22 protein-coding genes and 1 other RNA gene are annotated in these 26,128 nt (G+C 72.2%); 11 read left to right on the plus strand and 12 right to left on the minus strand.

All coding sequences use genetic code 11. The features are described from left to right. Window positions 1–4: 4 nt before the first annotated feature. From OG842_RS27755 to OG842_RS27765, 3 genes are read right to left on the minus strand one after another with little or no spacing between them, the layout of a single operon-like run. Window positions 5–1,246 carry a sensor histidine kinase gene (locus OG842_RS27755; protein WP_266737083.1) on the minus strand — a complete coding sequence of 414 codons (1,242 nt, stop codon included), beginning with the start codon at window positions 1,244–1,246 and terminating at the stop codon, window positions 5–7. Window positions 1,247–1,270: 24 nt separating this feature from the next. Beyond that, window positions 1,271–1,993 (minus strand): ABC transporter permease, encoded by a 723-nt coding sequence (locus tag OG842_RS27760; RefSeq protein ID WP_266737081.1) that lies wholly within the window; start codon window positions 1,991–1,993, stop codon window positions 1,271–1,273. Then, window positions 1,993–2,934 carry an ABC transporter ATP-binding protein gene (locus tag OG842_RS27765; protein WP_266737079.1) on the minus strand — a complete coding sequence of 314 codons (942 nt, stop codon included), beginning with the start codon at window positions 2,932–2,934 and terminating at the stop codon, window positions 1,993–1,995. Before OG842_RS27765 ends, OG842_RS27760 begins: the two co-directional genes overlap by 1 nt. Window positions 2,935–3,245: 311 nt before the next feature. Here OG842_RS27765 and OG842_RS27770 point away from each other — a divergent pair, with 311 nt between their 5' ends. From OG842_RS27770 to OG842_RS27780, 3 genes are all read left to right on the plus strand, one after another. After that, entirely contained in the window at window positions 3,246–4,118 is an 873-nt protein-coding gene (locus tag OG842_RS27770; protein WP_266737077.1) for a MaoC/PaaZ C-terminal domain-containing protein, read from the plus strand. Between the two features lie 96 nt (window positions 4,119–4,214). Further along, window positions 4,215–5,291 carry a Zn-dependent alcohol dehydrogenase gene (locus OG842_RS27775; protein ID WP_266737076.1) on the plus strand — a complete coding sequence of 359 codons (1,077 nt, stop codon included), beginning with the start codon at window positions 4,215–4,217 and terminating at the stop codon, window positions 5,289–5,291. Between the two features lie 41 nt (window positions 5,292–5,332). Further along, a complete protein-coding gene (locus tag OG842_RS27780) occupies window positions 5,333–6,274 on the plus strand; it encodes a 3-oxoacyl-ACP reductase (protein ID WP_266737074.1) in 942 nt (313 codons plus the stop codon). A gap of 385 nt (window positions 6,275–6,659) precedes the next feature. Here OG842_RS27780 and OG842_RS27785 read toward each other — a convergent pair whose 3' ends face one another. Continuing rightward, window positions 6,660–7,970 carry a hypothetical protein gene (locus OG842_RS27785; RefSeq protein WP_266737072.1) on the minus strand — a complete coding sequence of 437 codons (1,311 nt, stop codon included), beginning with the start codon at window positions 7,968–7,970 and terminating at the stop codon, window positions 6,660–6,662. 199 nt (window positions 7,971–8,169) lie between these two features. Here OG842_RS27785 and OG842_RS27790 point away from each other — a divergent pair, with 199 nt between their 5' ends. The 4 genes from OG842_RS27790 (at window position 8,170) to OG842_RS27805 (ending at window position 12,135) form a co-directional block, all read left to right on the plus strand. Beyond that, complete coding sequence (locus tag OG842_RS27790; RefSeq protein WP_266737071.1) at window positions 8,170–9,210, plus strand: ABC transporter substrate-binding protein; 1,041 nt, start codon at window positions 8,170–8,172, stop codon at window positions 9,208–9,210. Between the two features lie 83 nt (window positions 9,211–9,293). Beyond that, window positions 9,294–10,136: a Nif3-like dinuclear metal center hexameric protein gene (locus OG842_RS27795; protein ID WP_266737069.1), complete on the plus strand. Its 843-nt coding sequence runs from the start codon at window positions 9,294–9,296 to the stop codon at window positions 10,134–10,136. Beyond that, window positions 10,133–10,876 (plus strand): zinc ribbon domain-containing protein, encoded by a 744-nt coding sequence (locus OG842_RS27800; RefSeq protein WP_266737377.1) that lies wholly within the window; start codon window positions 10,133–10,135, stop codon window positions 10,874–10,876. Before OG842_RS27795 ends, OG842_RS27800 begins: the two co-directional genes overlap by 4 nt. After that, the gene (locus OG842_RS27805; protein WP_266737067.1) at window positions 10,876–12,135 is read left to right on the plus strand and encodes a bifunctional RNase H/acid phosphatase; all 1,260 of its coding nucleotides are present in this window, start codon (window positions 10,876–10,878) and stop codon (window positions 12,133–12,135) included. The genes OG842_RS27800 and OG842_RS27805 overlap by 1 nt, the downstream gene beginning before the upstream one ends. A gap of 744 nt (window positions 12,136–12,879) precedes the next feature. Here the strand turns inward: OG842_RS27805 and eda are convergent. Further along, window positions 12,880–13,500: a bifunctional 4-hydroxy-2-oxoglutarate aldolase/2-dehydro-3-deoxy-phosphogluconate aldolase gene (gene eda / locus OG842_RS27810; RefSeq protein WP_266737065.1), complete on the minus strand. Its 621-nt coding sequence runs from the start codon at window positions 13,498–13,500 to the stop codon at window positions 12,880–12,882. A gap of 96 nt (window positions 13,501–13,596) precedes the next feature. Continuing rightward, the gene (gene yaaA, locus OG842_RS27815) at window positions 13,597–14,397 is read right to left on the minus strand and encodes a peroxide stress protein YaaA (protein ID WP_266737063.1); all 801 of its coding nucleotides are present in this window, start codon (window positions 14,395–14,397) and stop codon (window positions 13,597–13,599) included. A 151-nt stretch (window positions 14,398–14,548) separates the two neighbouring features. Here yaaA and OG842_RS27820 point away from each other — a divergent pair, with 151 nt between their 5' ends. Further along, a complete protein-coding gene (locus OG842_RS27820; RefSeq protein ID WP_266737062.1) occupies window positions 14,549–15,991 on the plus strand; it encodes an RNB domain-containing ribonuclease in 1,443 nt (480 codons plus the stop codon). Here the strand turns inward: OG842_RS27820 and OG842_RS27825 are convergent. Both OG842_RS27825 and OG842_RS27830 read right to left on the minus strand, forming a co-directional pair. Beyond that, the gene (locus OG842_RS27825; protein WP_266737060.1) at window positions 15,936–16,559 is read right to left on the minus strand and encodes a hypothetical protein; all 624 of its coding nucleotides are present in this window, start codon (window positions 16,557–16,559) and stop codon (window positions 15,936–15,938) included. The genes OG842_RS27820 and OG842_RS27825 overlap by 56 nt on opposite strands. Continuing rightward, window positions 16,556–17,311 carry a MerR family transcriptional regulator gene (locus tag OG842_RS27830; protein ID WP_266737059.1) on the minus strand — a complete coding sequence of 252 codons (756 nt, stop codon included), beginning with the start codon at window positions 17,309–17,311 and terminating at the stop codon, window positions 16,556–16,558. The genes OG842_RS27825 and OG842_RS27830 overlap by 4 nt, the downstream gene beginning before the upstream one ends. 162 nt (window positions 17,312–17,473) lie before the next feature. Here OG842_RS27830 and rnpB point away from each other — a divergent pair. Then, an RNA gene (gene rnpB / locus OG842_RS27835) (RNase P RNA component class A) lies at window positions 17,474–17,875 on the plus strand. Between the two features lie 409 nt (window positions 17,876–18,284). Here the strand turns inward: rnpB and OG842_RS27840 are convergent. Next, window positions 18,285–19,202 carry an NADP-dependent oxidoreductase gene (locus OG842_RS27840; protein ID WP_266737056.1) on the minus strand — a complete coding sequence of 306 codons (918 nt, stop codon included), beginning with the start codon at window positions 19,200–19,202 and terminating at the stop codon, window positions 18,285–18,287. 224 nt (window positions 19,203–19,426) lie between these two features. On the opposite strand from OG842_RS27840, the gene OG842_RS27845 reads away from it, so the two are divergent. After that, window positions 19,427–20,893 carry an MFS transporter gene (locus tag OG842_RS27845; protein ID WP_266737054.1) on the plus strand — a complete coding sequence of 489 codons (1,467 nt, stop codon included), beginning with the start codon at window positions 19,427–19,429 and terminating at the stop codon, window positions 20,891–20,893. Window positions 20,894–20,984: 91 nt separating this feature from the next. Here the strand turns inward: OG842_RS27845 and OG842_RS27850 are convergent, their stop codons facing one another. After that, on the minus strand, window positions 20,985–21,827 hold the full coding sequence (locus OG842_RS27850; protein WP_266737053.1) for a class I SAM-dependent methyltransferase: 843 nt from the start codon (window positions 21,825–21,827) through the stop codon (window positions 20,985–20,987). Between the two features lie 120 nt (window positions 21,828–21,947). On the opposite strand from OG842_RS27850, the gene OG842_RS27855 reads away from it, so the two are divergent. Then, on the plus strand, window positions 21,948–22,562 hold the full coding sequence (locus OG842_RS27855; RefSeq protein ID WP_266737052.1) for a TetR/AcrR family transcriptional regulator: 615 nt from the start codon (window positions 21,948–21,950) through the stop codon (window positions 22,560–22,562). Between the two features lie 95 nt (window positions 22,563–22,657). On the opposite strand, the gene OG842_RS27860 is transcribed toward OG842_RS27855, so the two are convergent. Next, window positions 22,658–23,419 carry a MerR family transcriptional regulator gene (locus OG842_RS27860; protein ID WP_266737050.1) on the minus strand — a complete coding sequence of 254 codons (762 nt, stop codon included), beginning with the start codon at window positions 23,417–23,419 and terminating at the stop codon, window positions 22,658–22,660. 163 nt (window positions 23,420–23,582) lie between these two features. Next, entirely contained in the window at window positions 23,583–26,012 is a 2,430-nt protein-coding gene (locus tag OG842_RS27865; RefSeq protein ID WP_266737048.1) for a polysaccharide lyase 8 family protein, read from the minus strand. Window positions 26,013–26,128 lie beyond the last annotated feature (116 nt).

The raw sequence follows: 26,128 nt of genomic DNA on the forward strand, positions 1-26,128 counted from the left end.
TCGTTCACCGTCCCAGCGTATGGCTCGTGGCGGTATCGGGAGTGCCGGCCGCGTCCGCCGGGCCCGCCTCGTCCACCGGGAGCTGTGCCGTGACCACGAAGCCGCGCTCCGGCCCCGGGCTCGCGCGCAGGCTGCCGCCCGCCGCGGCGAGGCGTTCGGTGAGCCCGGTCAGTCCGGTGCCGCCGATGCCGGGCGTGGCCGGGGCGTCCGGGTCGGGGCCGCGGCCGTCGTCGGTGACCGTCAGCCGGACCCGTTCGGCCGTGCCCTCGACCACGAACGAGCAGGTGGTCGCGCGGGAGTGGCGTACGACGTTGGTGACGGCCTCCCGTACCACCCACCCCAGCAGCGCCTCCGTCTGCGGGGCGAGCGGCGGTCCCGAGCGGCGGAGCACCGGTTCGATCCCGGCGGCGGTCAGCGCGGAGCGGGCCCGGTCCAGTTCGGTGGCCAGGCTGCCCTCCCGGTAGCCGGTGACGGCCTCCCGGATCTCGGTGAGGGCCTGCCGGCCGACGGACTCGATGTCGGCGACCTGGGTGAGCGCCGCGTCCATGTCGCGCGGCGCGAGCCGGCGGGCGGCCTCCGACTTGACCACGATCACGGAGAGCGTGTGACCCAGCAGATCGTGCAGATCGCGGGAGAAGCGCAGCCGCTCCTTCTCGACGGCGGTACGGGCCAGTTCCTGCCGGGTGGCGCGCAGTTCCATCACCGTCTCCGCGAGGGTGAGGAGCGCGGCCGTCACCGCACCCGAGATGAAGGTGCCGTAACCGATCGTCCACGGGTCCGAGCCGCCGTTGCCGCGCCACACCGCCACGAAGGTGGCGACCGCGGCGAGCGTGAGCATGCAGACCGCCAGTTGCCGGTTGCGCAGGACGGAGCCGCAGGCCAGCGAGAGCAGCGGGAAGAACAGCAGCCAGCTCCCGCCGTAGCCGATCGCCAGCGCGAGGGTGATGGCGGCCATCGCGGCGAGCAGCCAGTACGACACCGGGCTCTCGCGCTTCCTCCTGTCGAAGGAGCGGAACACCACCGAGATGTAGAGGGAGTTGAAGGCGAGCAGCCCGAGACCGCCGAGCCAGGGGTTGGCCGCCTCGCCCTGGAAGAGATTGGAGAAGGAGCCCATCCCCATCAGCAGCCAGGGCAGCAGGGCGTACGGGCCGGGCGGGCCGGGGCGCCGCTCCTCGCCCCTCCTGCGCCGGCGCCACCACGGGCCCGGCCGCCCCTCCGCACACGCATCCGCCCGGTTCCTGGCCATGTCCCCTCCTGTCACACGGTCCACTCACACGGTCCTTGCGGACCGACGGTACGAGACCACGGCGTACGTGCCGAACAGCAGGAGCCAGGCGCTGAGCACCGCGACCGTGCCGACGCCGGGCGCGTGGCCCTCGGTGGTCGCCCAGCCCAGGTCGGCGAAGCGGTTGGCCGGGGTGAACCTGCCGATGGAACGCAGCCATCCGGGCAGCAGCTCCAGCGGGAACCACAGCCCGCCGACGACCCCGAAGCCCATCAGGCAGGCCACGTTGACCACCCCGGTGCCCTGCGGGGTGAGCCGGTAGCCGTTGCCGAGGCCGAGCATGGTGAACGGCAGCGCGCCGATCCACAGCAGCACCGCCAGCGCGATCCACTGCCAGGCGTCCAGCCGTACCCCGTTGACCAGCCCGCCGGCCAGCAGCACCGTGAAGATCGTCGGCAGGACCGTCACCGAACCGCTGATCGCGCGGCCCACGACCGCCTGCGAGGGCGAGAGCGGAGTGACCCGCAACTGCTCCAGCCAGCCCAGGGTCTTGTCGGAGGCGACCCCTGTACCGATCGACATGGCGGAGCCCAGCGCCCCGTACGCGGCCATGCCGACCATCGAGGCGGTCCTCCAGCCGTCGACGTCGGTGCCGCCGCCGATGTTGGTGAAGAGCAGGTACATCATCACCGGCATGCCGGTCCCGAAGATCAGGAAGGAACTGTCACGCAGGGTCCGGCGGATTTCGAGCACGATGTAGCGGTACATCAGACGTTCTCCCTCTCGGAAGCGGTCGTGGCGGCTGGTGCGGTGAGGGAGAGGAACGCGTCCTCCAGCGTGGCCCGGGAGACCTGGAGGCCGCGGATCGCGTCCAGGCGGGCCAGCTCCCGGACGGTGTCGTCCGAGTCGTCGGTGTGCAGCAGCGCCCGGTCCCCGGACACCTCGACGGTGACCACGCCGGGCAGCAGCTCCAGGCCCCCGGTCGGGCGGCCCGCCAGGTCGAAGGAGACGAGGCCGCGGCCGGCCGAGCCCCGGAGCGTGTCGCCGGTGCCGTCCGCGACGATCCGGCCCCGGTCGATCACGACGATCCGGTCGGCGTTCTCGTCGGCCTCCTCCAGGTAGTGGGTGGAGAACAGGACGGTGTTGCCGCGCCGGGCGTAGGCCCGCATCGAGTCCCAGAACGTGCGGCGCGCCTCCACGTCCAGGGCGGCGGTCGGCTCGTCCAGGACGATCAGTTCCGGATTGCCGGCCAGCGCGACGGCGAAGCGGACGCGCTGGGTCTGGCCGCCGGAGAGCTTGTCGATGCGCCGGTTCGCGTATTCGCTCAGCCCCGCCAGCGCGAGCGCCTCGGAGACCGGCATCGGCTCCGGGTAGGTCGAGGCGACGAAGTCGACCAGCTCGCGGACGGTGACCCGCTGGATGGGCCGCCCGTCCTGGAGCATGGCACCGACCAGACCGTCCCGCACCGCGTGTTCGGCACTCCGGCCCAGCACCCGCACGGTGCCGGAGTCCGGCTGGTCGAGGCCGAGCAGCAGCCGGATGGTGCTGGACTTGCCCGCGCCGTTGCGGCCGAGCAGGGCGACGGTCTCGCCGCGGCCGATGGACAGATCGATCCCGTCCACGGCCCGTACGCGGCGCTCCGCCCGGCCGAAGGTCTTGACCACCCCGGTGAGGTCCACCGCGGCTCCGTTCCCCGTTGTCTGCGTCATGGACACGACGTTACGGAGACCGCCACGGACCCCGGCAGATGTGTCCGTACGGACTTCGCCATGACATATGTCATGACCGGGGGACAGGGCCCGGCATGATCCGGACATGGATCGAGAGGCAGCCCCGCCAAGGAATCTGACGCTACGTCAGCAGTGGTCTTCCCAACCGCTGGGCACTGCGTTATACATGGGTTCATCGGCTAGAACGCGTTCTAGAACGGGCGTGGCGGCCGGTCCCGAGCGACCTCGGTGCGGCCGACGGTGCGGACGGCCGCGCCGAGGTCTTCCCACCATCAAGGAGCAGCTCTCCCATGCCCATTGATGCCGAAAAGGCTCTCGCCGCCGAACCCCGCTCCACCCGGATCAGCTGGGGCCACAAGGACGTCCAGCTCTACCACCTCGGGATCGGCGCGGGCTTCGGCCCCGACCGCCCCGATGCCGCGACCGACCCCGCCGAGCTGCGCTACACGCTGGAGTCCCGGCTCCAGGTGCTGCCCTCCTTCGCCACCGTCGCGGGCGCCGGCATGGGCGTCGTCGGCGGACTCTCCTCGCCCGGCATCGACATCGACCTAGCCGCCGTCCTGCACGGCGGGCAGAGCGTGCGGGTGCACCGGCCGATCCCGGTGAAGGGCAGCGCCGAAGTGACCTCGAAGGTCGCCGCGGTGTACGACAAGGGCAAGGCGGCCGTGCTGGTGCTGCGCACCGAGGCCGCCGACGAGGAGGGCCCGCTGTGGACCAACGACGCCCAGATCTACGTACGGGGCGAGGGCGGCTTCGGCGGTGAACGCGGCCCGTCCGAACGGGCCGCCTACCCCGCGATCGCCCCGAACCACATCGTGCAGCGTCCCATCAGGCCGGACCAGGCGCTGCTGTACCGCCTCTCCGGAGACTGGAACCCGCTGCACGCCGACCCCGAATTCGCCGCGCTCGCCGGCTTCGACCGGCCGATCCTGCACGGACTGTGCACCTACGGCATCACGCTCAAGGCCGTCACCGACACGGTCCTCGGCGGCGATGTGACCCGTATCCGCTCCTACCGCACCCGTTTCACCGGGATCGTCTTCCCCGGCGAGACCCTCCGCATCGAGATGTGGACGTCCGAGAACCAGGTGCGGGTCGAGGTGAGGGCCGTGGAGCGGGACAACGCCATGGTTCTCGGCGACACCTTCGTCGAACACTCCTGACCCGTCCCGGACCGACTCCACGAGGACCGCAGGCCCAGTTCCACAGGCCCAGTTCCGCAGGCCCAGTTCCACACGCCCATGAGGGGAGCCGCACCAATGCGCGCAGCCGTACTGCACGAGATAGGCCAGGAGAAACTCGAAGTACTCGACGACGTCGAGGCGGTGGGCTTCGGCCCCGGCAAGGTCAGGCTCCGCATCCGGGCCACCGGGCTGTGCCACTCCGACGTCTCCGCGATGAGCGGCGTGCTGCCGCAGCCCGCCCCGTTCATCCCGGGCCACGAGGGCGCCGGCGAGGTCATGGACGTCGGCGACGGTGTCACCGGTCTCAGCGCCGGGGACCGGGTGCTGGTCTGCTGGCTGCCCGCCTGTGGGGCTTGTCCGTCCTGCAAGCGCGGCCAGACCCAGCTCTGCCTGGCCGGCTTCATGAACGCGGGCACCCCCAACTTCAAGCGCCCCGGCGGCGACGTGTTCGGCTTCGCGGGCACCGGCACCTTCACCGAGGAGGTCGTCGTCGGCGCGGGCTGCGCGGTGCCGATCCCGGACGACGTGCCGTTCGAGATCGCCGCGCTGATCGGCTGCGGGGTGACCACCGGGCTCGGCGCCGCCATCAACACCGCGAAGGTGGAGGCCGGTTCGTCGGTCGCCGTGATCGGCTGCGGCGGCGTCGGGATCTCCACCATCCAGGGCGCCAGGGTGCAGGGCGCCGCCCAGATCGTGGCCGTGGACCCGGTCGCCTCGCGGCGCGAGGCGGCGCTGCGGTTCGGCGCGACCGAGGCGGTGTCGCCCGACGAGTTCGCCGACGCCAAGCAGCGGATCACCGCGGGCGAGGGCTTCGACTACGTCTTCGAGGTCGTCGGCAAGTCGGCCACCGCACGCACGGCGTACGAGAACACCCGGCGCGGCGGCACCCTGTGCGTCGTCGGCGCGGGCGCGATGGACGACAACTTCCAGGTCAACATGTTCGAGCTGTTCTTCGACGAGAAGCGGATCCTGCCCTCCATGTACGGGGGCGGCGACGTGCTCCGCTCGTACGAACGGGCCATCGCACTCTGGCGGGCCGGCCGGATCGACCTCGAATCGATGATCACCCACCGGGTGCGGCTCGACGGGATCAACGACGCACTCGACCAGATGCGGACCGGCGAGTCGCTGCGCACCTGCGTCGAGCTCTGACCACCGCCCCGCCCCCTCCCGAGAGGACTGGAGAGATTCCGATGTCACTTCCCCTGGACGGCATGTCCGCGATCGTCACCGGCGCGGGCCGCGGCCTCGGACGCGCCGAAGCGCTGGAACTGGCGGGGCTGGGCGCGTCCGTGGTCGTCAACGACTACGGGCAGCCGGGCCGCGACGGCTCCGGCGAGGCGTCCGCGACGCCCGCCGAGGAGGTCGCCGAGGAGATCCGGGCCGCGGGCGGCCGGGCCGTCGCGCACCTCGGCGACGTCTCCGACCACGAACAGGCCCGCGCCCTGGTGGAGCTGGCCGTCGACACCTACGGAAAGCTCGACATCCTGGTCAACAACGCGGGCATCCTGCGCGACCGGATGATCTTCTCGATGACCGAGGACGAGTGGGACTCGGTCATCAGGGTCCACCTCAAGGGCCACTTCAACACCACGCACTTCGCCGCCGCGCACTGGCGCACCCGCTCCAAGGAGTCCGGCGGCCCGGTCCACGGACGGATCATCAACACCTCGTCCGAGGCGTTCCTGGCCGGTTCGGCGGGCCAGCCGAACTACGCGGCGGCCAAGGGCGGCATCGTCGGTCTCACCACCTCCACGGCCCTGGCCCTGGCCAGGTACGGAGTCACCGCCAACGCCATCTGCCCGCGGGCCCGCACCCGGATGACCGAGGACGTCTTCGCGGGCTTCCAGGAGCCGACGGACGGCCGGCTCGACGCGCTCGCCCCCGAGCACGTCGCGCCGCTGGTCGGCTATCTGGCCTCCCCGGCCGCCGCCAAGGTCAACGGGCAGCTGCTAGTGGTGCACGGCGGGATGGTCGCGATCGTCGAACGCCCCAGGGTGGCGGCGAAGTTCGACTCCTCGAAGGAGACGTTCTCCTTCGACGAACTGGACGAGCTGATCTCGCCGTACTACGAGGACCGCCCGCCGAACGAGACCTTCGCCGCGGCGGAGGTGCTCGGCCTGAAGCGGGGCTGACGACGTCGAACGGGGGAACGGGTGGGCCCCGGCAGCCGTTTGGCTGGCGGGGCCCACCCGTCCCTCGTTCTCCTCGTCGATGTTCCGCGCGGTCAGGCCGCCCGGCTGTCCCCCTCGTCGGGGCGGCGATGGCGACCGTGCGGCTGTGCGGACGCGTCGTCCATCGACTCACCCCCTCGGTGTTTTCCGGAGCCGCCGGCTTCGGCCCGGTCGGCGTCGCCCGGACGCGTCTGGGTCGGGTCGGTTAGGGCTTCAGACATGTGGGAAGTCACCCCGTTGCGATCGCTCAGATATGTGTGTCACCAGGGCCGATCACGCCGGTCGCACCCGGCACGGTCACCGTCGGCGACCGTCGGGCACGGCTGCGTAGCCCGGGCCCCAGATCTTAACCAGGCACCAGGCGCCCCGTGAGAGCCGCCTGCCCCAGTGGAACCGGCTTGCACACGGGTAGAGGCGCGACGTCGGCGGACGGTTGCATACCGCTTTCCGCGCCGGCCGCCGACGACGGCCACACCCCGCGTTCGTCGTCCGCCGGAGCCTCCAGCAGGGCCACCCCGCACGCCACGTCCCCGTCGGCGTACGGAAGTCCGAGCACACCGTCCCGGGACCAAACCCCGTGGCCGGCCTGCCATCCCTCGGGGGCGGCGAGTTGGTGCAGCCGGCGCCCGGCCGGGCGCCACACCCCGACCCAGCTGCCCGCCGCGCCGTCGATCCGCAGCGCCACCGCGCAGCTCTCCGGCATCAGCATCTGGCCCGGCTGCACGGCGAACGGCGTCACCGCCACATCGGCCGGGCGCAGGCACTCCGGGAAGCGCACCGGCAGACAGCTGCCGAGCACCCCCCACCCCAGCCGGTCGTGCCCCGGCGCGTCCGAGCGGATCAGCAGCAGCCCGCTGTCCGGGTCGGCGAGCAGCAGCCGGTCATTGCTTTCCGGGGCGATCTGCAGCAGCGGCGTCACCTCGCCGCCCCGCTCCAGGTCCACGGCGACCGCCTTGACCGGGCCGCCGCCCGGCATCTCCCGGTCCAGGGCCAGCATCCGGCCCGCCCGGTCCAGCCAGACGCCGCCGGAGCAGCGCCCCGGGACCTCCGCGACCAGCTCGGGGCCGAAGGCGCCGCCCGCCACCAGCCAGACGGAGGTGGCGCGCGCACCGGCCGACAGCGCGTACGCGCTCACGCCGTCCGGTGAGGGCGGCAGCAGGGTCAGCTCCGCGGATTCGACGGTGCCGAGCGGGAGTTCACCGGTCCCCGGGCCGGTGGGATAGAGCAGCGACACCGTGTGCCGGTCCGCGACCCGGCGCCGGATCAGCACCCGCCCGTCGGCCAGTGGCAGTACCTCGGAGTCCGGCTCCTCCGGCTGGTCGAGGGGGAGCGGTACGGCGTACGGCTCGGGTCCGTCGAGCGTCCAGCGCTCCACGAACCACGCCTCGCCCGCCCCGTCGGCCGCGTCGGGCGGATCCGCCGCCACTTTCGCGAGCGCGAGCCGGGCCGCGTACGAACCGTCCGCGGAGATCGTGAACGCGGGCGCGACGGGCAGCGCGGCGGGGGCCGCTTCGAGGGGCGCGCCGCCCGGTCCGCCGGCCCCGTCCGGCGGGTCGTCCGGCGCGCTGTCCTCCAGGACCGTTTCCCCGGGGACCTCGGCGTCTCCGGTGGCCCCGGTCGCCTCCGCGGTCCCGTTCTCGATTGCACAGGCAGTCATGGGCTGATCACCTCCGGCAACCGAAGCTAGTTTTCGCACTTCCTGCCGAACAACACGAGACCCACCTCTTCACACATAAGGGTGGTGATGCCCGGATTCACCTGAGGGGGAGGGGGTGGCTGTGCTGCCCATGAGGCTGGTGGGTAAGGTTAGGCAGCCCTAAGAAATACCCGTTTGTCCCTCACAACTGGAGCAAGTGATGTCCCTTCGTCGCCGCGGCACCGCCGCAGTCGGCCTGGTGGTGGCCGCCGCCCTTTCCCTCTCGGCCTGCGGGAGCGGCGACGGGGAGTCGGGCGGCTCGGCCAAGTCGGACGGCGGCGACAAGAAGGCGGCTGTCGCCACGGGCGGCAAGGACTTCGGTGACGCCGCGAAGAAGACGGCGGAGTACGGGACGGACGCCAAGGCCGGCGAGTTCCCCCGGACCCTCACCCACGCCATGGGCAAGACGGAGATCAAGTCCGCCCCCAAGCGCGTCGTCGTGCTGGACGTCGGAGAGTTCGACAACGTCGTGTCGCTGGGTGTGAAGCCGGTCGGCTACGCCCCCTCCGAGGGCGACGCGGCCATCCCCTCGTACCTGAAGAAGGACGCGGGCAACCCGAAGAACGTCGGCACGATCAACAACCTCAACCTTGAGGCGATCGCCGGCCTGAAGCCCGACCTGATCCTCGGCAGCCAGCTGCGCGCCGCCGACAAGTACGACGCGCTCTCCAAGATCGCGCCGACCGTGTTCTCCATCCGCCCGGGCTTCACCTGGAAGGAGAACTACCTCCTCAACGCTGCCGCGCTGGACAAGACGGCCAAGGCCAAGAGCGAGCTCGGCGCCTACGAGGCGAAGGCCGAGAAGCTCGGCGAGGACATCGGCCCCGACAAGCCGACCATCTCCATGGTCCGCTACCTGCCGGACCGCATCCGCCTCTACGCCAAGGCGTCCTTCATCGGCACCATCCTCGAGGACGTCGGTCTGCCGCGGCCCAAGAACCAGCAGATCGACGACCTCGCCGCGGAGATCAGCCCGGAGAAGATCGACGAGGCCGACGCCGACTGGATCTTCACCGGTGTCTACGGCGACGTGAAGGCCACCAAGCGCGACACCACCCAGGCCAACCCGCTGTGGAAGAACCTCAAGGCCGTCAAGGAGGGCCGGGCCAAGAACGTCTCCGACGAGACCTGGTACCTCGGCCTCGGTGTCACGGCCGCGAACCTGGTCCTCGACGACCTCCGCGCCGACCTCGTGAAGTAACCGTTACCGAGCAGTATGTGGCGGTCCGCACGGACCGCCACAGCCATGGGCGACGGGGCACGGAGGGCAGGTAGCCTTTGCCTGTGCCCCGTCTGTCTGATGTCCTCGCCGAGCTCGACGCTCTCTGGCCGCCCGAGCGGGCCGAAAGCTGGGACGCGGTCGGCACCGTCTGCGGAGACCCCGACGCCCCCGTCGACCGCGTGCTCTTCGCCGTCGACCCCGTCCACACGATCGCCGACGAGGCGATCCGGCTCGGCGCCCAGCTGATCGTCACCCACCACCCGCTCTATCTGCGGGGTACGACGACGGTCGCCGCCGACACCTTCAAGGGCCGGGTCGTGCACACCCTCATCAAGCACGACATCGCGCTGCACGTCGCCCACACCAACGCCGACACCGCCGACCCGGGCGTCTCCGACGCCCTGGCCGGTGCGCTCGACCTGCGCGTCGAAGGCCCCCTCGTACCGGACCCGTCCGACCCCAAGGGGCGGCGCGGCCTCGGCCGGATCTGCGTGCTCGACCACCCCGAGACCCTGGCCGACTTCGCCGCCCGCGCGGCCGCCCGGCTGCCCGCCACCGCGCAGGGCATCCGGCTCGCCGGCGACCCGGCGGCAATGGTGCGCACCATCGCGGTGAGCGGCGGCTCCGGCGACAGCCTCTTCGAAGCGGTGCGCGCCGCGGGGGTCGACGCCTTCCTCACCGCCGACCTGCGCCACCACCCGGCCTCCGAAGCCGTCCAGCGCTCCCCGCTCGGTCTGATCGACGCCGCCCACTGGGCCACCGAATGGCCCTGGTGCGAACAGGCCGCGGCACAGCTCGACGCGATTTCCGACCGCCACGGATGGGACCTGCGGGTCCACGTCTCGAAGCAGGTCACCGACCCCTGGACCACCACCACCCACCACTCTTCTGGAGCCCCCAACTGAACGCCGCGCCCGCCGACCAGATCCGACTCCTCGACGTCCAGGCCCTCGACGTACGCCTGTCGCAGCTCGCGCACCGGCGCAAGTCGCTGCCCGAGCACGCCGAGATCGATTCGCTCACCAACGACCTCGCGCAACTGCGTGACCTGCTGGTCGCCTCGCAGACCGAGGAGAGCGACACCGCCCGCGAGCAGACCAAGGCCGAGCAGGACGTCGACCAGGTGCGCCAGCGCGCCGCCCGCGACCAGCAGCGTCTCGACTCCGGCGCGGTCACTTCGCCGAAGGACCTGGAGAGCCTCCAGCGCGAGATCACCTCGCTGGCCAAGCGCCAGGGCGACCTGGAGGACGTCGTCCTCGAAGTGATGGAGCGCCGCGAGTCCGCCCAGGAGCGCGTCACCGAGCTGTCCGACCGGGTCTCCGCCGTCCAGGCCAAGGCCGACGACGCGACCGCCCGCCGCGACGCCGCGACCAAGGAGCTCGACGAGGAGGCCGCGACCGTCACCAAGGAGCGCGAGGTCGTCGCCGGTTCCGTCCCCGCGGACCTGATGAAGCTGTACGACAAGCTCCGCGCCCAGCAGGGCGGGGTCGGCGCCGCCCGCCTCTACCAGCGCCGCTGCGAGGGCTGCCGCCTCGAACTGAACATCACCGAGGTCAACGACGTGAAGGCGGCCTCCCCGGACACCGTCCTGCGCTGCGAGAACTGCCACCGCATCCTGGTCCGTACGGCGGAGTCGGGCCTGTAATGACCCAGCCGCGCCAGTTCGTCATCGAGGCCGACGGCGGATCCCGGGGCAACCCCGGGCCCGCCGGTTACGGAGCGGCCGTCATCGATCCGGTGACGGGGGAGACCCTCGCCGAGGCCGCCGAGTACATCGGTGTCGCGACGAACAACGTCGCCGAGTACAAGGGCCTCATCGCGGGCCTGAAGGCGGCGAAGGCGCTGGTGCCGGACGCCTCGGCGGACGGCGCGGTCCAGGTGCGGGTCCGGATGGACTCCAAACTGGTCGTGGAACAGATGTCGGGCCGCTGGAAGATCAAGCACCCCGACATGAAGCCGCTCGCGGCGGAGGCCGCCAGGATCCTGCCGGCCTCCGCCGTCACGTACGAGTGGATCCCGCGCGAGAAGAACAAGCACGCCGACCGGCTCGCCAACGAGGCGATGGACGCGGGCAAGCGCGGCAAGCAGTGGGAGCCGTCGGCGTCGACGGCCGCCCTCGACACCCCCCGGTCCTCGGTGGCCTCCGCGCTGCCGCCGGTCTCCGGCCCGCCCGGTGACGCGGCGGCGGGCGCGGCGAAGGCCCGCGCGGCCCTGGCCTCCCGGCCGGCCGCGGCCTCCACGTCGGCCCCTCAGGTCGGCTGGGCCGCGGCACCCGATCTGGGGACGCCCGCCACCTTCGTACTGCTCCGGCACGGTGAGACCGCCCTCACCCCTGAGAAGCGGTTCTCGGGCAGCGGCGGCAGCGATCCCGAACTCTCGGCGGCCGGCCGCCACCAGGCCGAGTGCATCGCCCGGTCCCTGGCCGCCCGCGGCACGGTCGAGGAGATCGTCAGTTCCCCGCTGCGCCGCTGCCGCGAAACGGCGGCCGTGGTGGCCGCCCGGCTCGGTCTGGAGGTCCGGATCGAGGAGGGCCTGCGCGAGACGGACTTCGGCGCGTGGGAGGGCCTGACCTTCGCCGAGGTACGTGAGCGCTACGGCCCCGACCTGGACGCCTGGCTGGGTTCCGCGAAGGTGGCCCCCACCGGCGGCGGCGAGAGCTTCGCCGAGGTCACCCGCCGTGTGTCAGCCACCCGCGACCGCCTCACCACCCGCTACGCGGGCCGCACGGTCCTCCTGGTCACGCATGTGACCCCGATCAAGACCCTGATCCGACTGGCACTGGGCGCCCCGCCGGAGGCCATGTTCCGGATGGAACTCTCGGCGGCCTCGGTCTCGGCGGTGGCGTACTACGCGGACGGCAACGCGTCGGTCCGACTGCTGAACGACACATCGCACTTGCGGTGAGGCGGGGCGGGGGCGGGTCAACGTCGCCCGGCCTCGGTCCCGGGCTCGGCGGTGGGTGGGGTAGTGGGTGGATGGGAACGTGACATTTCGGGTGCTGAACGACACGTTGTACTTGGGGTGAGGTGGTGAGCGGCGGTTCCCACGCGGATGCGGTGACCTCCCGGTGGGACAGCAGCGCGTCACTCACTCGGGCAGGACGGCTGAGGGACGCCCACTCCGCCGGGGCAGCCGAGTGTCGCTCACACTGCCAGGGCAGCCGAGGGTCGCCACCCTGCCGGGACGGCTGAGCGCCGCCCAGTCTGCCGGGACGGCTGAGTGCCGCTCACTCGGGCAGGACAGCAGCGCGTCGCCCACTCCGTCGGACGGCTGAGTGCCGCCCACCCCGGCGGACAGCCGTGCGTCGCTCACTCGGGCAGGACAGCAGAGGGCCGCCACCCTGCCGGGACAACTGAGCGCCGCCCACCCCGCCGGGGCGACAGTGCGTCGCTCGCTCGGGCAGGAGAGCAGAGGGTCGCCCATTCCGCCAGGGCGGCAGAGGGGCGCCACCCTGCCGGGACAACTGAGTGCCGCTCATTCCGTCGGCACGGCGGAACTTCTTCCGCTTCGGCGGGGCAACGGAACGGCTTCCCCGACGGCGCGAAGCTGCCGCTTCTGCTCGGCACGCGGTGGCGCCCCGCATCCTCGCCCACACCCACCGGGGTCCGGGGCGGAGCCCCGGTTCCGGGAAGGGGCGGGGAGGGGAGATCAGCCGCGCAGCGCCGCCGCCTCGCCCGCCAGCCGCTCCACCCGCGCCCAGTCCTTCGCCGCGACAGCATCCGCCGGAACCATCCAACTGCCGCCCACGCAGCCGACGTTGGGCAGCGCCAGATACGACGGCGCGGAGGCGAGCGAGATGCCGCCGGTCGGGCAGAACCGGGCCTGCGGCAGCGGCGCGGAGAGCGCCTTCAGATACGCCGTGCCGCCGGCCGCCTCGGCCGGGAAGAACTTCATCTCGGTGACCCCGCGCTCCAGCAGCGCGACCACCTCGGACGTCGTGGAGACACCCGGCAGGAACGGCACCCCCGAGGCCTTCATCGCGTCCAGCAGCCGGTCCGTCCAGCCGGGGCTGACCAGGAACCGGGCCCCCGCGGCGACGGTGTCGGCGACATTCCGTACGGAGATCACCGTGCCGGCCCCGACCACCGCGTCCGGCACCTCGGCCGCGATCGCCCTGATCGCGTCCAGCGCCGCGGCGGTGCGCAGCGTCACCTCGATGGCCGGGAGCCCGCCCGCGACCAGGGCCCGTGCGAGCGGCACCGCGTCGGCGGCGTCCTCCAGGACGACTACGGGCACGACGGGGGCAAGGTCCAGCACAGAGGAGGTCATACGCTCATCTTGCGCGACAGCAGCATCGTACGCAACGAGCGTTGCGCATAGTGCAATGCGTGGGATCGGGTGGCCCACCCGCAGGCGGTCGGTGGCTCAGTGAATCTCCGTCACCACGACATCGAGCGACCATGCCCGCCCGGCCCGCGCCGGAGCCTCGGCCTCCACCACGTACCCGAGCCCGCGCAACGTCTCCACCAGCTCCGCGGGCCCCTCCGGCCGCGCACCGGAGACCAGCAGATCGCGGACCATCCGTCCCTTCGTCGCCTTGTTGAAGTGGCTGACCACCGACCGCTTCTCGACCCCGTCCACCAGCTGGGAGTGCAGCACCCGCACGCTCGCCGTGCGCTCCGCCACCTCGCCCTTCGGCTTCCAGGCCGCGGTGTAGGCCGAGGACCGCAGGTCCAGGACGAGCCCGTCCCCGGCGGCCTCCGGCATCACCTGCGCCATCGGGTCGCGCCAGTACGCCCCGAGCGCGCCCAGGCCCGGCAGCTTCACACCCATCGAGCAGCGGTACGTCGGAATCCGGTCGCCCACCCGCACGGCGCCCCACAGTCCGGAGAAGACCAGCAGCGACTTCCCGGCCCGCCGCTTGGCCGCCGCGTCCAGGGAGGCCAGGTCCAGCGCGTCGTACAGCACGCCCGTGTAGACCTCCCCGGCCGGACGCGTCCCGGCCGTCCGGAGCTCCACGTTCTTCGCGATCTCGCCGCGCAGCCCTTCGCTCAGCCCGAGCACCTCACGGGCCTTCTCCTCGTCCGCCGTACACAGCTCGACCAACTCGTCGAGCACCGCCGCCCGCGCCTGGGCCAGACCCGGCAGCGACAGCGACTCCGGCTTCAGCGGAGCACCGCGCCCCGAGGCGGCCTTTCCTTCGGAGGGCGGCAACAGCACGAGCACGGCGGTTCTCCTTCGTACGCACGGTCGGGGCGACGGGACCAGCCCCCCGCGCCAGCGTACGGGGACGGCGGAGCCGTCCCGGCCGCAGCCCGGGACCGGCCGGTCCGTCACCCGGGATGCCGCTCGCCCCGCCCCGCCATACGCTCGGTCCATGCCCCGCCGCCATCTCCGTATGACCGGGCCGGCCGACACCCCGCTGGGGGCGTCCCTGCGCAAACTGCGCACCGAGCTCGACCTTCCCGACGACTTCCCGGCCGAGGTCCTCGCCGAAGCGGTACAGGCGGCGAAGGACCCAGCGGTATCGGCCCACGAGGACGCGACGGACCTGCCGTTCCTCACCATCGACCCGCCCACCTCGACCGACCTCGACCAGGCCGTGCACCTCGAACGCCGCCGACACGGCTACCGGGTGCACTACGCCATCGCCGACGTCGCGGCCTTCGTACGCCCCGGCGGAGCACTCGACACCGAGGCGCACCGCCGGGTGACGACCCTCTACTTCCCCGACGGCAGGGTGCCGCTCCACCCCGCACTGCTCTCCGAGGGCGCCGCCAGCCTTCTGCCGGGACGGACCCGCCCCGCCGCGCTCTGGCGGATCGACCTCGACACCGAGGGCGCGGTCGTCGCCACCTCGGTGCGCCGGGCCCTCGTCCGCAGCCGCGCCAAGCTCGACTACACGGGCGTCCAGCGGCAGATCGACACCGGCACCGCCGAGGAGTCCGTGGCCCTGCTCCGCGACATCGGACGGCTCCGCGAGGAGCAGGAGGTCGTCCGCGGCGGCATCTCCCTCAACGTGCCCGAGCAGGAGATCGTCGAGCGCGACGGCGGCTACGGCCTCGAATACCGCGCCCCGCTGCCCGCGGACGGCTGGAACGCCCAGATCTCCCTGCTGACCGGCATGGCCGCCGCCCACCTCATGGCCGAGACCGGAACCGGCATCCTGCGCACCCTGCCGGTCGCCCCGGACGGCGCCGTGGCCCGGCTCCGCCGCTCCGCCGAGGCGCTGCACATCGACTGGCCGCACCACGTCCCGTACGCGCAGGTCGTCCGCTCCCTGGACCCGCGGAAGGCCGGCCACGCCGCGTTCCTCCAGGAGTGCACCACCCTCCTGCGCGGCGCCGGCTACACCGTCTTCGAGCACGGCGAACTCCCCACCCCCGCCGTCCACGCCGCCGTCGCCGACCTCTACACGCACTGCACCGCCCCGCTGCGCCGCCTCGTCGACCGTTACGCCGCCGAGCTGTGCCTCGCCGCCGTCGCGGAACAGGACCCGCCCGAGTGGGTCCGTGCCGCGCTGCCGGGCCTGCCGAAGGAAATGGCGGACGGAACCAGGCGCGCCAACACCGTCGAGCGCGAGTGCGTCGACCTGGTCGAGGCCGCGCTGCTCAAGGACCGGATCGGCGAGGTCTTCGACGCGTACGTGGTCGACGTGTCGGAACAGGAACCCACCACCGGCACCGTCCACATCGAGGAACCGGCCGTCGTCGCCCGGATCGAGAGCGGCGACGCGAAGCTCCCGCTGGGGGAGCGGCTGCGGGTCAGGCTGGCCCAGGCGGATCCTGGTTCGTCGAAGGTGCTCTTCGCCCCTGCGTGAGCGCGGCCACGGCGGCCCCCGGATCATCCGCGTGGAACCGGACCGCCCGCGCGAACCCCCGCTTCCCCATCGGCCGCACGAACTCCACCGGACCGGCCAGCTCCACGGTCACCGTCGTCTGACCGCCCACGACCAGGTCGAGCACCCCGTCCGCACCCAGCAGCACCGGCCCGCCCTCGGGAAACCGCCGCTCGACCCGCGCCCCGGCGACCGCGTCGGCGGGAATCCGCAGGTCGAACCGTCCGCCGTAGCGAATCCGCAGTGCGCCGTCGGCGTCCACCACATGCGGCCGGGTCACGCAGGACGCATGCAGCGCCAGGACGAACACCACCCCGTACACATCGAGTACGAGCAGCACACCGTGCACGACCGGCCACGGGACCAGCAGCGCCAGCATCACCGTCTCGACCACGGCGACGAAGAGCAGGCCGTACATCATCGCCGTCTGCGGCCCGGTGTACGCGACGGCGACGGCCCCCTCGGGCACGGCGTGCCGCCGCCGCAGCACCCACAGCCCGAGACTGCGCAGGGAACGGATCTCGTGCCCGACGAGTGTGCGCACGCTCATCCCGCATCCCTCCCCGCAGTGCTCCCCGTCACGCGAGCCGCCAGGGCCGCCATCACCCGGCGCACCACCTCGGCCTGCGCGGGCGCGAAGTCGTCGAGCAGCGCCTCGCCGAGCCCCGCCACGACCGGCCCCTCCGAGGGGATCGCCGCCAGCACCCCGTCCGGCACGGCAGCCGCCAGCTCGGCGGCGAGCGGGGGAATCCGGGTATCGTCCACGGCCGCCCCGGCCAGCGCGTCCAGCCGCTCGTACAGCGCGTGCACGGCCGGGTCCTCGGCCAGCGGCGCCAGCTCGGCGTAGATCTCGCCGCCGACGCCCGTGGTGTCCAGCAGCACGAGATGCTCGCGGTCCTTGGCGGCCATGGGGGAGCCGGTCGTCGAGACCGTACCCAGCAGCTCGGCGAGGGCCGGTGAAACGGGCTCCTCGGCGGAGACCGGCCCGTCCAGCAGCCGGGCCAGCCGACGCCGCCGCTCCCGGATCTCGCCCTCCTGCCGGGCCAGATCCGCGTCCAGCCCGGCCAGTACCTCCATGAGCTCGTGCCCCTCCGCGTCGGCGAGCACGTCCCGCACCTCGTCCAGCCCGAGCCCGAGCTCGGTGAGCCGCCGGATCCGGGCCAGCACCACGGCGTCCCGCACGCTGTAGACGCGGTAGCCGTTGGCCCGGCGTACGGGCTCGGGAAGCAGCCCGATGTGGTGGTAGTGCCGGACCGCCCGCGAGGTGACCCCGACGAGCGCGGCTATCTCTCCGATGCGCATGGCTCCAGTAGAAACCGTGACGCTGCGGCAGGGTCAAGCGCTCACCGAGCACCTCTCCGTGTCCGACAACTCCGGACCCGCCTGCGCCACGATCGAGGGACCTGCTCCCACCTCACGGACGGCGGGTCCATCGATGACGGGTAGCATGGTCGGCACGGCAGACGAGCCGGGCGGACGGCCGCGTGGGGATCCTCGGATCTCCCCGAGGAACGTCCGGGCTCCACAGGGCAGGGTGATGGCTAACGGCCACCCGGGGTGACCCGCGGGACAGTGCCACAGAAAACAGACCGCCGGGGACTTCGGTCCTCGGTAAGGGTGAAACGGTGGTGTAAGAGACCACCAGCGCCTGAGGTGACTCAGGCGGCTAGGTAAACCCCACCCGGAGCAAGGTCAAGAGGGGCCGTCGCAAGACAGCCCTGCGCGAATGATCGAGGGCGGCCCGCCCGAGTTCGCGGGTAGACCGCACGAGGCCGGCAGCAATGCCGGTCCTAGATGGATGGCCGTCTCCCCGGCCGCCGCGAGGCGACCGGGCGACAGAACCCGGCGTACAGCCCGACTCGTCTGCCACAGGGGTCCCTGGTCAGTGAATTTCCTGGCCAAGGGCCCTTTTCCGTCGGACTGGGGACACTCGCCGTGAGCGCGTACTGCCGGATTCGCGGCGTGCCCGATGAGCCGCACGCCGGGAGGCGGGCGACTCACCGGACTCGGCCGTGTCAGGTGTCCTGGTGGTCGGCTTGCTCCGGGGCCGGGGCCTCCAGGTATTCGGGGCATTCGGGGTTGTGGCAGGGGCCGGGGTGCCACACGGGTACGAAGATTCCGAGACTCTTGTGCCGTCTCTTCACAACCGCGGTCACGGGCTGCTTGCAGACCGGGCAGACAAGCGCCCCTTGGGGACCGGTCTCATGCTCGGTTTTAATCATCCTTCAACGATAGGCGTGATGGCCGCAGCCTGCCGGTGGGGCGGCGCCTACCGTCAGTTCGGCGTGATGATCAGCTTGCCGCGTACATGGCCGCCCGCGCTCTCCCGGTGGGCGTCGGCGGCCCGGGACAGGGGGTACGTCCTCGCCACGGACAGGGTGAGTCCGCCGCTCACGACCAGTGCGGCCGCCCGCTCAAGGCGCTCACGGATCGCGTCGGGGCCGGCGAACGCGAAACGCACGCCGTGCTCCGCCGCCCGGTGATCGGCGATGGTGACCACGCGGTCCGGGCCGCCGGCGAGTTCGACGAGGGCCGGCAGCGAGCCCTTCCCGGCGGCGTCGAACGCCGCGTCCACGCCCTTCGCGGCGACGGCGCGGACCCGCTCGGCGAACCCCTCGCCGTACGCCACGGGTTCGGCGCCGAGCGAGCGCAGGTACGCGTGGTTGCGCTCGCTCGCCGTGCCGATCACGGTCGCGCCGAGATGCCTGGCGAGCTGCACGGCCACGGACCCGACGCCACCGGCGGCCCCGTCCACGACCACGGTCTCCCCGGACCTCAGCCCGAGGTCCGTGAGCACCTGGTACGCCGTGTTGACGGCCACCGGCAGCCCGGCCGCGACCTCCCAGGGCACGCCTTCGGGCTTCCGTGCGAGCTGCGCCGCGGGCGCGAGTGCGAACTCGGCGTAGCCGCCGGAGCCGATCGAGCCGAAGACCTCGTCGCCCACGGCGAGGCCGGTCACGTCCGCACCGGCCTCCGCGACGACACCGGCGACATCGCCGCCGGGCACCGAGGGGAACTCCACCGGCATCATCTCCGCGACGGCCCCGCTGCGCAGCTGCCAGTCCAGCGGATTCACCCCGGCGGCGCGGACCTCCACCAGCACCTGCCCGGGACCAGGACGAGGCACCTCGCGGTCCACCACGCGTAAGACCTCGGGATCCCCGTACTCCGCGAACTCCACAGCGCGATACATCTTTGTCATTTTTGCCCTTTTCGGTATGCGGTGCATCTGGTTGACGGGATATCTGACGATCCGTCAACCCTCTTGCTCAAGCTATCGGACGGAGGTTCGGCGGGGCATCCGGCTCCGGGTGGAGCCTGTCGGCCGTCTCGTGCCGCCGGGCGCTGGTCATGGATACCCCTAGGGGGTATATTCGCGATGCGTAGATACCCCCCTCCCGTATAGGAGTGCTTGCAATGGCCGTGTCGGCATCACCAAACGCGTCAACCGATTCGCGGAGATGGTCCGCGCTCGCGCTGATCGCCCTGGCTCAGTTCATCGTCATCATGGATACGTCGATCATCGGCGTGGCCCTGCCCGAGATGCAGGCCGACCTGGGCTTTTCCCAGGAGAACCTGTCGTGGGTGTTCAACGCCTATGTCGTCGCCTTCGGCGGGCTGCTGCTGCTCGGCGGGCGGCTGTCGGACCTGCTCGGCGCCAGGCGCCTGTTCAGCGCCGGATGGGTCGTCCTCGCCGCGGGGTCCCTGACCGCGGGCCTCGCGGGTGAGGTCTGGGTCGAGCTGACCGGGCGGGCCCTGCAGGGCGTGGGTGCCGCGCTGATCGCGCCGTCCGCCCTCACCCTGCTGATGACCCTGTTCGGCTCGCGGCCCCAGGAGCTGGGGAAGGCCTTCGCGCTGTACGGCGCCGCCGCCCCGGCCGGCGGTACCGCCGGAGTCTTCCTCGGCGGGGTCATCACCCAGTACGCCAGCTGGCCCTGGGTGTTCTACATCAACATCCCCGTCGCCCTCGTCGTCCTGATCGCCACGCCCGCCGTCATGCCTTCGGGAGCGGGACGGCGCGGCTCGATCGACCTGGCCGGCGCGGTCACCGTCACGGCGGGTCTCGCCGCCGCCGTCTACGCCATCGTCCGTGCTCCCGAGACCGGTTGGGGTTCGGCCGAGACCTGGCTGGTCCTCCTGGCCGGTGCGGCGCTGATCGCCGCGTTCGTCGCGATCCAGGCCAAGCGGCGCGAACCGCTGATGCGGCTGGGCATCTGGCGGGCGCCCAACCTGGCCGGTGCCAACATCGCCCAGCTGCTCATGGCCGCCGCGTGGATCCCCATGTGGTTCTTCCTCAACCTCTACCTCCAGCAGGTCCTGGGGCTGGGCGCCTTCGCCTCCGGCTCCGCGCTGCTGCCGATGACCGTCGCCATCATGATCATGATGATCGTCCTGGCGCCGCGGCTGATCTCCCGGTTCGGGCCCAAGCCCCTCATCGTCCTGGGGCTGTTCGCGCTCGGGGCGGGCATGTTCTGGCTCTCGCTCGCCCGCCCGGACGGAAGCTTCCTCGTCGACGTGCTGCCCGCCTCCCTGCTCTCGGCGGTGGGTATGTCGCTGGCGTTCATCCCGTCGCTCGGCACCGCGCTCTCCAGTGCCCGTCCGGAGGAGGGCGGTCTGGCCTCGGGGATCGTCAACACCAGCTACCAGGTCGGCTCCGCACTGGGTCTCGCCGCCATGACGGCACTGGCCGCCGCGCACGGCGCCGGTGAGCAGGGGAACCCGGTGGCGCTCACCAACGGCTTCTCCGCCGCCTTCCTCGGCGCCGCGTCCCTCGCGGTGGTCGGTGGTCTCGCCGCCCTGCTGACCCTGCGCACCGCACCTGCTGCCGGGGACGCGGGCGAGGGTGCGGGCAGTGGCGACCGGCCGGAAAAGGCCGCGGCCTGAAAGGGGGCGGGTGTTCCTCGACGACTGCGGCCGGGCGGCGCCCGCTGCCAGGGGTGGGTGTCCGCCCCGGCGGCGGACGCCGCCCCTCGTGTCACCCGGGCCGTCGTGCGGTGACCAACCGGGCGGCACTGCGCAGCTGGATTGCGCCTTCCCGCTCGTGGGGCCGCAGGAGGTCGACGAGCCGCTGCCGGGCCCGATCCCGGTCGTCCTCCCCGGCCCGGCCCATCAGGTGCCGGCCGGGGCCGGAGCCCAGCAGGAAGGCCGCGGCGTCGGCGGCGTCCAGGCCCCAGGTCCCGTACGCCTCGACCGGCGTCGTGACGATGGCCTCGTACCCGGCGCGGGACAGTGCGTCATGCACGGCCTCCGGGTCCGCCAGCGAGAACATGCCGGGGCCCGGGGTGCCCAGCCCGCCGACGGGCAGGAGGTCGCCCAGCGCCCGGATGGCCTGGAGCCACTCGTTCCGGTCGGCCCGCGCGGTGCAGACGAAGGCGATACGGCCGCCGGGGCGCAGCGCCCGCCCGATGTTGGCGAAGGCGGCGACGGGATCGGCGAAGAACATCACCCCGAAGCGGCTGATCGCGACGTCGAAGAGCGCGGGCCCGAACGGATGGACCTGGACGTCCGCCTGCTCGAACGCGACATTGCCGATCCCCTCGCGCCGCGCGGACTCCCGCGCACGGGCCAGCATCGGGGCCGACAGATCCAGGCCCAGCGCCTGCCCGCCGCTCGCCCGTCGCGCGGCGAGCCGGGTGGTGCGCCCCGCACCGCAGCCGATGTCGAGGACACGGTCCCGTCCGGTGAGGGCCGCGGCGGCGAGCAGGGGCTCGTCGAACCCTCCGTTCACCCCGTCCCAACGGTCCTGGTTGGCGGCCCAGTAGCTCCCTTCGTAACCGTTCCATGCCTGGTCCTGGTCCTTGTTGGCGATGTGGCGCATGCGGATCTCTCCCCCTGGATTCAGGCGCCCGCGGACGTCGGAGCAACTAGTATGGGCGAGCGCCCATACAAGGTATGGGCAATCGCCCATACTGTAAACGGGCTGAGAGGGAGGGACGCCGTGTCACCGCGTGGTGTGACGACTCCGGACGTCCGCGAGCGGCTGTTCGCCGCTGCGGAGCGGGTGCTGGAGCGGGACGGGCCGGGCGCCCTGACGAGCCGGGCGATCACCGGTGAGGCCGGCTGCGCCAAGGGCCTTCTGCACGCCCACTTCCGCGGACTGGACCAGTTCGTCGCGGAGTTGGTCCTGGACCGGTTCGCGCGGGTGGCCCGGCACGCCGAGGAGCTCCGGGGGCGGGTGGGGCAGGGCACCGTCGCGGAGAACCTTCACGGCGCCGCTCTCGCGCTGCTGTCCTCGGCCGGCCCCACCGTCGCCGGGCTGGCGCTCACCCGCCCCGAGGCTTCATCGCACATCCGCGAGGCCCTGGCGGGCGGTGCGCCGGGCTTCGACACGGTCCAGGACGCGATCACCGGCTACCTGGACGCGGAACGGCGGGGCGGCCGGATCGCGGAACGGGCCGACACCGCCGCCGCGGCCCTCGCCCTGGTCGGGACCGTCCACCACCTGCTCATGACCGGCGCGCACGACCGGCAGCAGGCACAGGAACGGGTCGGGCAACTGGTGACCCTGCTCGACGCCGCCCTCCGGCTCGGGCCGGGCGACGCCGCCGAGTGAGGCGGGGCGGGCGGAAACCGAGTGAGCCGGGGCAGGCGGCACCTTCGCCGCTTGCCCCGGCTCGGACCGGCAGGGTTGTCACGCCGGCACGGTCGTTACGTCAACCGGGTCGTCACGTACGCCTCGATGGCGTCCCGCTGGTACGCGGCCAGGCCCGGCGCGATCGCCTCGTACGCCGCGCGCCACTGCTCGTTCTCCACACAGGAGCGGCCGATCGCCCGGTACTCCTCGGCGGAGACCGCTCGTAGTCCGGTCAGGGCCCGGTGCTGGGCCTCGATCTCGGCCTGCACCTGACCCGCGTCGGCGGGCACCCCGGCGGCCAGCAGCTCCGCCAGGCGGATCATCTGTGCCGTGCGCTCGCGGTGTCCGGCCTCGATCTGCTCCTCGCTCATCGCCGAGGTGTGCCGGTCGATGTCCCCGGCCAACTCCGGGAAGTCGCGCAGGCTCTCCTGGATCTGGGCGGGCCGAACGCCCTCGAAGAGATTCTCCGGTCGGTTGATCGCCGTCATGGGGCCACCGTCCTTTCTGGATTCCTCCAGTTCGGCGATCGTGCGGGAGACGGTGCCGGCCAGCGCGTCGATCCGGTCGCGCTCGGCGAGGAGCCGGCGGTGGTGACCGCGCAGCGCCTCCACCTCATCGACCTGCGAGGCCAGGATCCGCCCGATCTCGGGCAGACCCAGCCCCAGCGCCCGCAGCACGAGGATCTGCTGCAGCCGGAGCAGCTCGCCCTCCCCGTAGCAGCGGTGGCCGTTGGAACCGGTCCCCGCGGGCGGCAGCAGGCCGATCTCGTCGTAGTGGCGCAGCGTCCGAGCCGTCACACCGGACATCCGGGCGACCTCCGCGATCGGCCAGACCATCGCCGCCTCCCCTCACGATCACCTCACCGGGCCGGTCTCTCCGGCCCTGTTCAGGACGGTAGAAGCTGCCGCTGCGGCAACCGCAACCCCGGAGCCCAGGATGGCCCGGCGGCACCCGAAGGGCACGCCGGGCCATCCCGTGGTCACCGCATCCGGCCCGTGGTCACCGCACCCGGACGCGCACCGTGTGCGTGGCGCCGCGGCTCCGGCTCAGGTCGCCGAAGGTCATGGTCACCGACGAACCGGTCTGGACGCCGGTGACCGTCTCCGCCTTGGACAGGACGGACTTGACGGGTCGCTTCCAGGTGAGGGTGAGGCCGGTGACGGTGCGGGACGGGTCGGAGACACTGATCGTGGCGGTGCCGTCGCGCTTCTCGTGGATCTGCACGCAGACCGGCGCACTCGCCGTGACCTTGCCCGCCGTGCCCGCCGCCCAGAAGTTGACGCCGGTGAAGCCGAGGGAGGGAACGCGGATGCCGGTGCGTCCGGCGTCATTGGCGAGGATCTGCAGCCAGCCGGTGTCCGCGGCGCGGTCGGCGGTGCGCTTGCTGCTCGCGCCCGGCATCAGGATGTACGCGTAGGAGCTGTCCGCCGGGTCGGTGCCGTGATCCTTCCAAAGGGTCACGTACCGGCGGGTGTTGGGCGTGGCCGTGCCGCTGTCGTTGATGTCCTTCCAGGAGCCGGTGCGCTCCTCGCGCAGCGCGTGCAGTTCGGTGCCGCCGGGGAAGACGTATCCGGCATGCCGGTCGAGGTGGGCCCAGGTGGTGGTGCGGGTGGTGGTCCAGCCCTGGGTGGCGGGCTGGGCCACGCCGTCGAGCAGCAGCCGCTGTGTGCCGCTCGCGCCGAGGCAGCGGTTGTCGATGACCGTCTCGACGGCCGCGCCGTCGGCGGAGGTGATGCCGGAGCCGAGGCAGACCACGCAGTCGTCGAGCCAGAACCACGACTTGCGGGCGTGCATCGTGCTCGCCAGGCCCTGGAAGTGCTGGCCGGAGGTGCCGAACTCGCCGTCACCGGTGCCGCCGACCCACTTCGTGCCCGGCTTCGGGTTGGCCCAGGCGCCGCCCTGCCCGTCGGCGAGCTTCTTCCGGGAGACGGTGATGCCGGGCAGCCGGTACGGGTCGACGGTCGGCCAGTACGCGTCCGAGTACTGTTCGAGACCCGCGCCGTCGCCCCACCACTGCAGCCAGCCCGCGCCGGTGTGCCAGCCGCGCTTGTTCTCCCCGTTGCCGAACTCGTAGTGGGCGATCCGATCGGAGGCCATCGAGAGACCGGCGCCCCAGCCGCGGCGGCGGTGGGTGGCCCGGTCCATGTTGTGGAAGACCCGGTGCGCGGCCGGCTCCGGCGACGCGGTGACGGTCGTGTCGTCCAACAGGGTCTGCAGCCGGGCGGTGTTGACCAGGCTCAGGGAGCCGGCCTTGAGCGCCGGGGCGTAGTAGTCGCGCTGCAGCCAGCCCTTGACCATGGCGCGCCAGCGGGCGTTCTCCTCGGGGCCGGCGCCCATGCCGAGCAGCACGATGGAGGCCATCACGCCGTGGGCACGGGTGTGGTCGCTGGCGCCGACGCGGGTGATGCCGCGGCCCGAGACGTTGTCCATCATCAGGCCGTCGTAGATGAACGGGGCGATGGCCGCGTCGATGGTGTCGAGGAACTGCCGGCTGCCCGGATCGGTGATCTCCCAGGTCGAACCGCGCAGCAGGGCGAACAGCCGGCCAAGACCGTCGTTGAGGACCGCGCCGTAGCCACCGATGTACGGGATGGAGGTGTGCTGGACGAACGAGCCGTCCGGGTAGAAGCCGTCGCCGGTCGTGACGTACGGGAAGACCGGCGAGAGCGCGTCGACCGCGAGCGCGACCTTGGCGGCGTCGGCACCGACGATGCCGCGCAGGATCATGCCGCGGCACAGGTCGACGCGGTTGGCGCCGGTGCTGGTGCCGGTGTACGAGCCGACGGCGGAGTCGGGCAGGAACTTGTCCACGGCATTGCAGTAGTTGGCACGCTGGACGTCCGACAGGGCGTCGTACAGCAGCACGCAGGTGTCCATGAGGGCCTGGGGCGCGCCGATCTGCCAGTTCCACCAGTTCCCGTAACGGGCGGTCGACTCGTTGAAGACGTCGGCGTACAGGTGGTCGAGGCCGGTGATGACCGCATCCCTGAGACCGGTGTCGCCGGTGACCCCGGTGCCGGGCTGGGAGTACGCCTCCGCCATGGTGCGCAGCCGGTTGTAGCCGGTGTTCATGTTGGCGGAGAAGTTGAACGACTCGGTGTCGGTGTCCGGTTCGGGGTCGAGATGGACCAGGTCCGGCCAGAGGGAGCCGCGCGCGGGGGCCATCGTGGAATGGAAACCGCTTGCCTGGGCGCCGAGGTCGGCGAGCTTGGACTTGAAGGGCTCGGCGGTCGGGCTGAAGCCGGTTCCCAGGTACAGATCGCGCCACTTCGCACGCAGGGCGGCGAACTCGTCGGCGGCGGTGGTGGAGGCGGCGGAAGCGGGGAGGGCTGCGGAGCCGGTGGCGGACGCGGCGGTCGGCAGGCCGAGGGCGAGCGCCGCACCGCCGCCCGTGGCCAGCAGGGCGCGACGGGACCAGGCAGTTGTCATCGAAGCTCCGGGGGAGAGTGAGCCAGTGCGGGAATGTCAGCGTGGTAAGCGTTTTCTAGCATGGGGGCGTTGGGGTACTCAAGGGGTCGTCCGGGTCGCCGACGGCCCGGCGGGGG

Source organism: Streptomyces sp. NBC_00376 (assembly GCF_036077095.1).
Classification (GTDB): Bacteria; Actinomycetota; Actinomycetes; order Streptomycetales; family Streptomycetaceae; genus Streptomyces.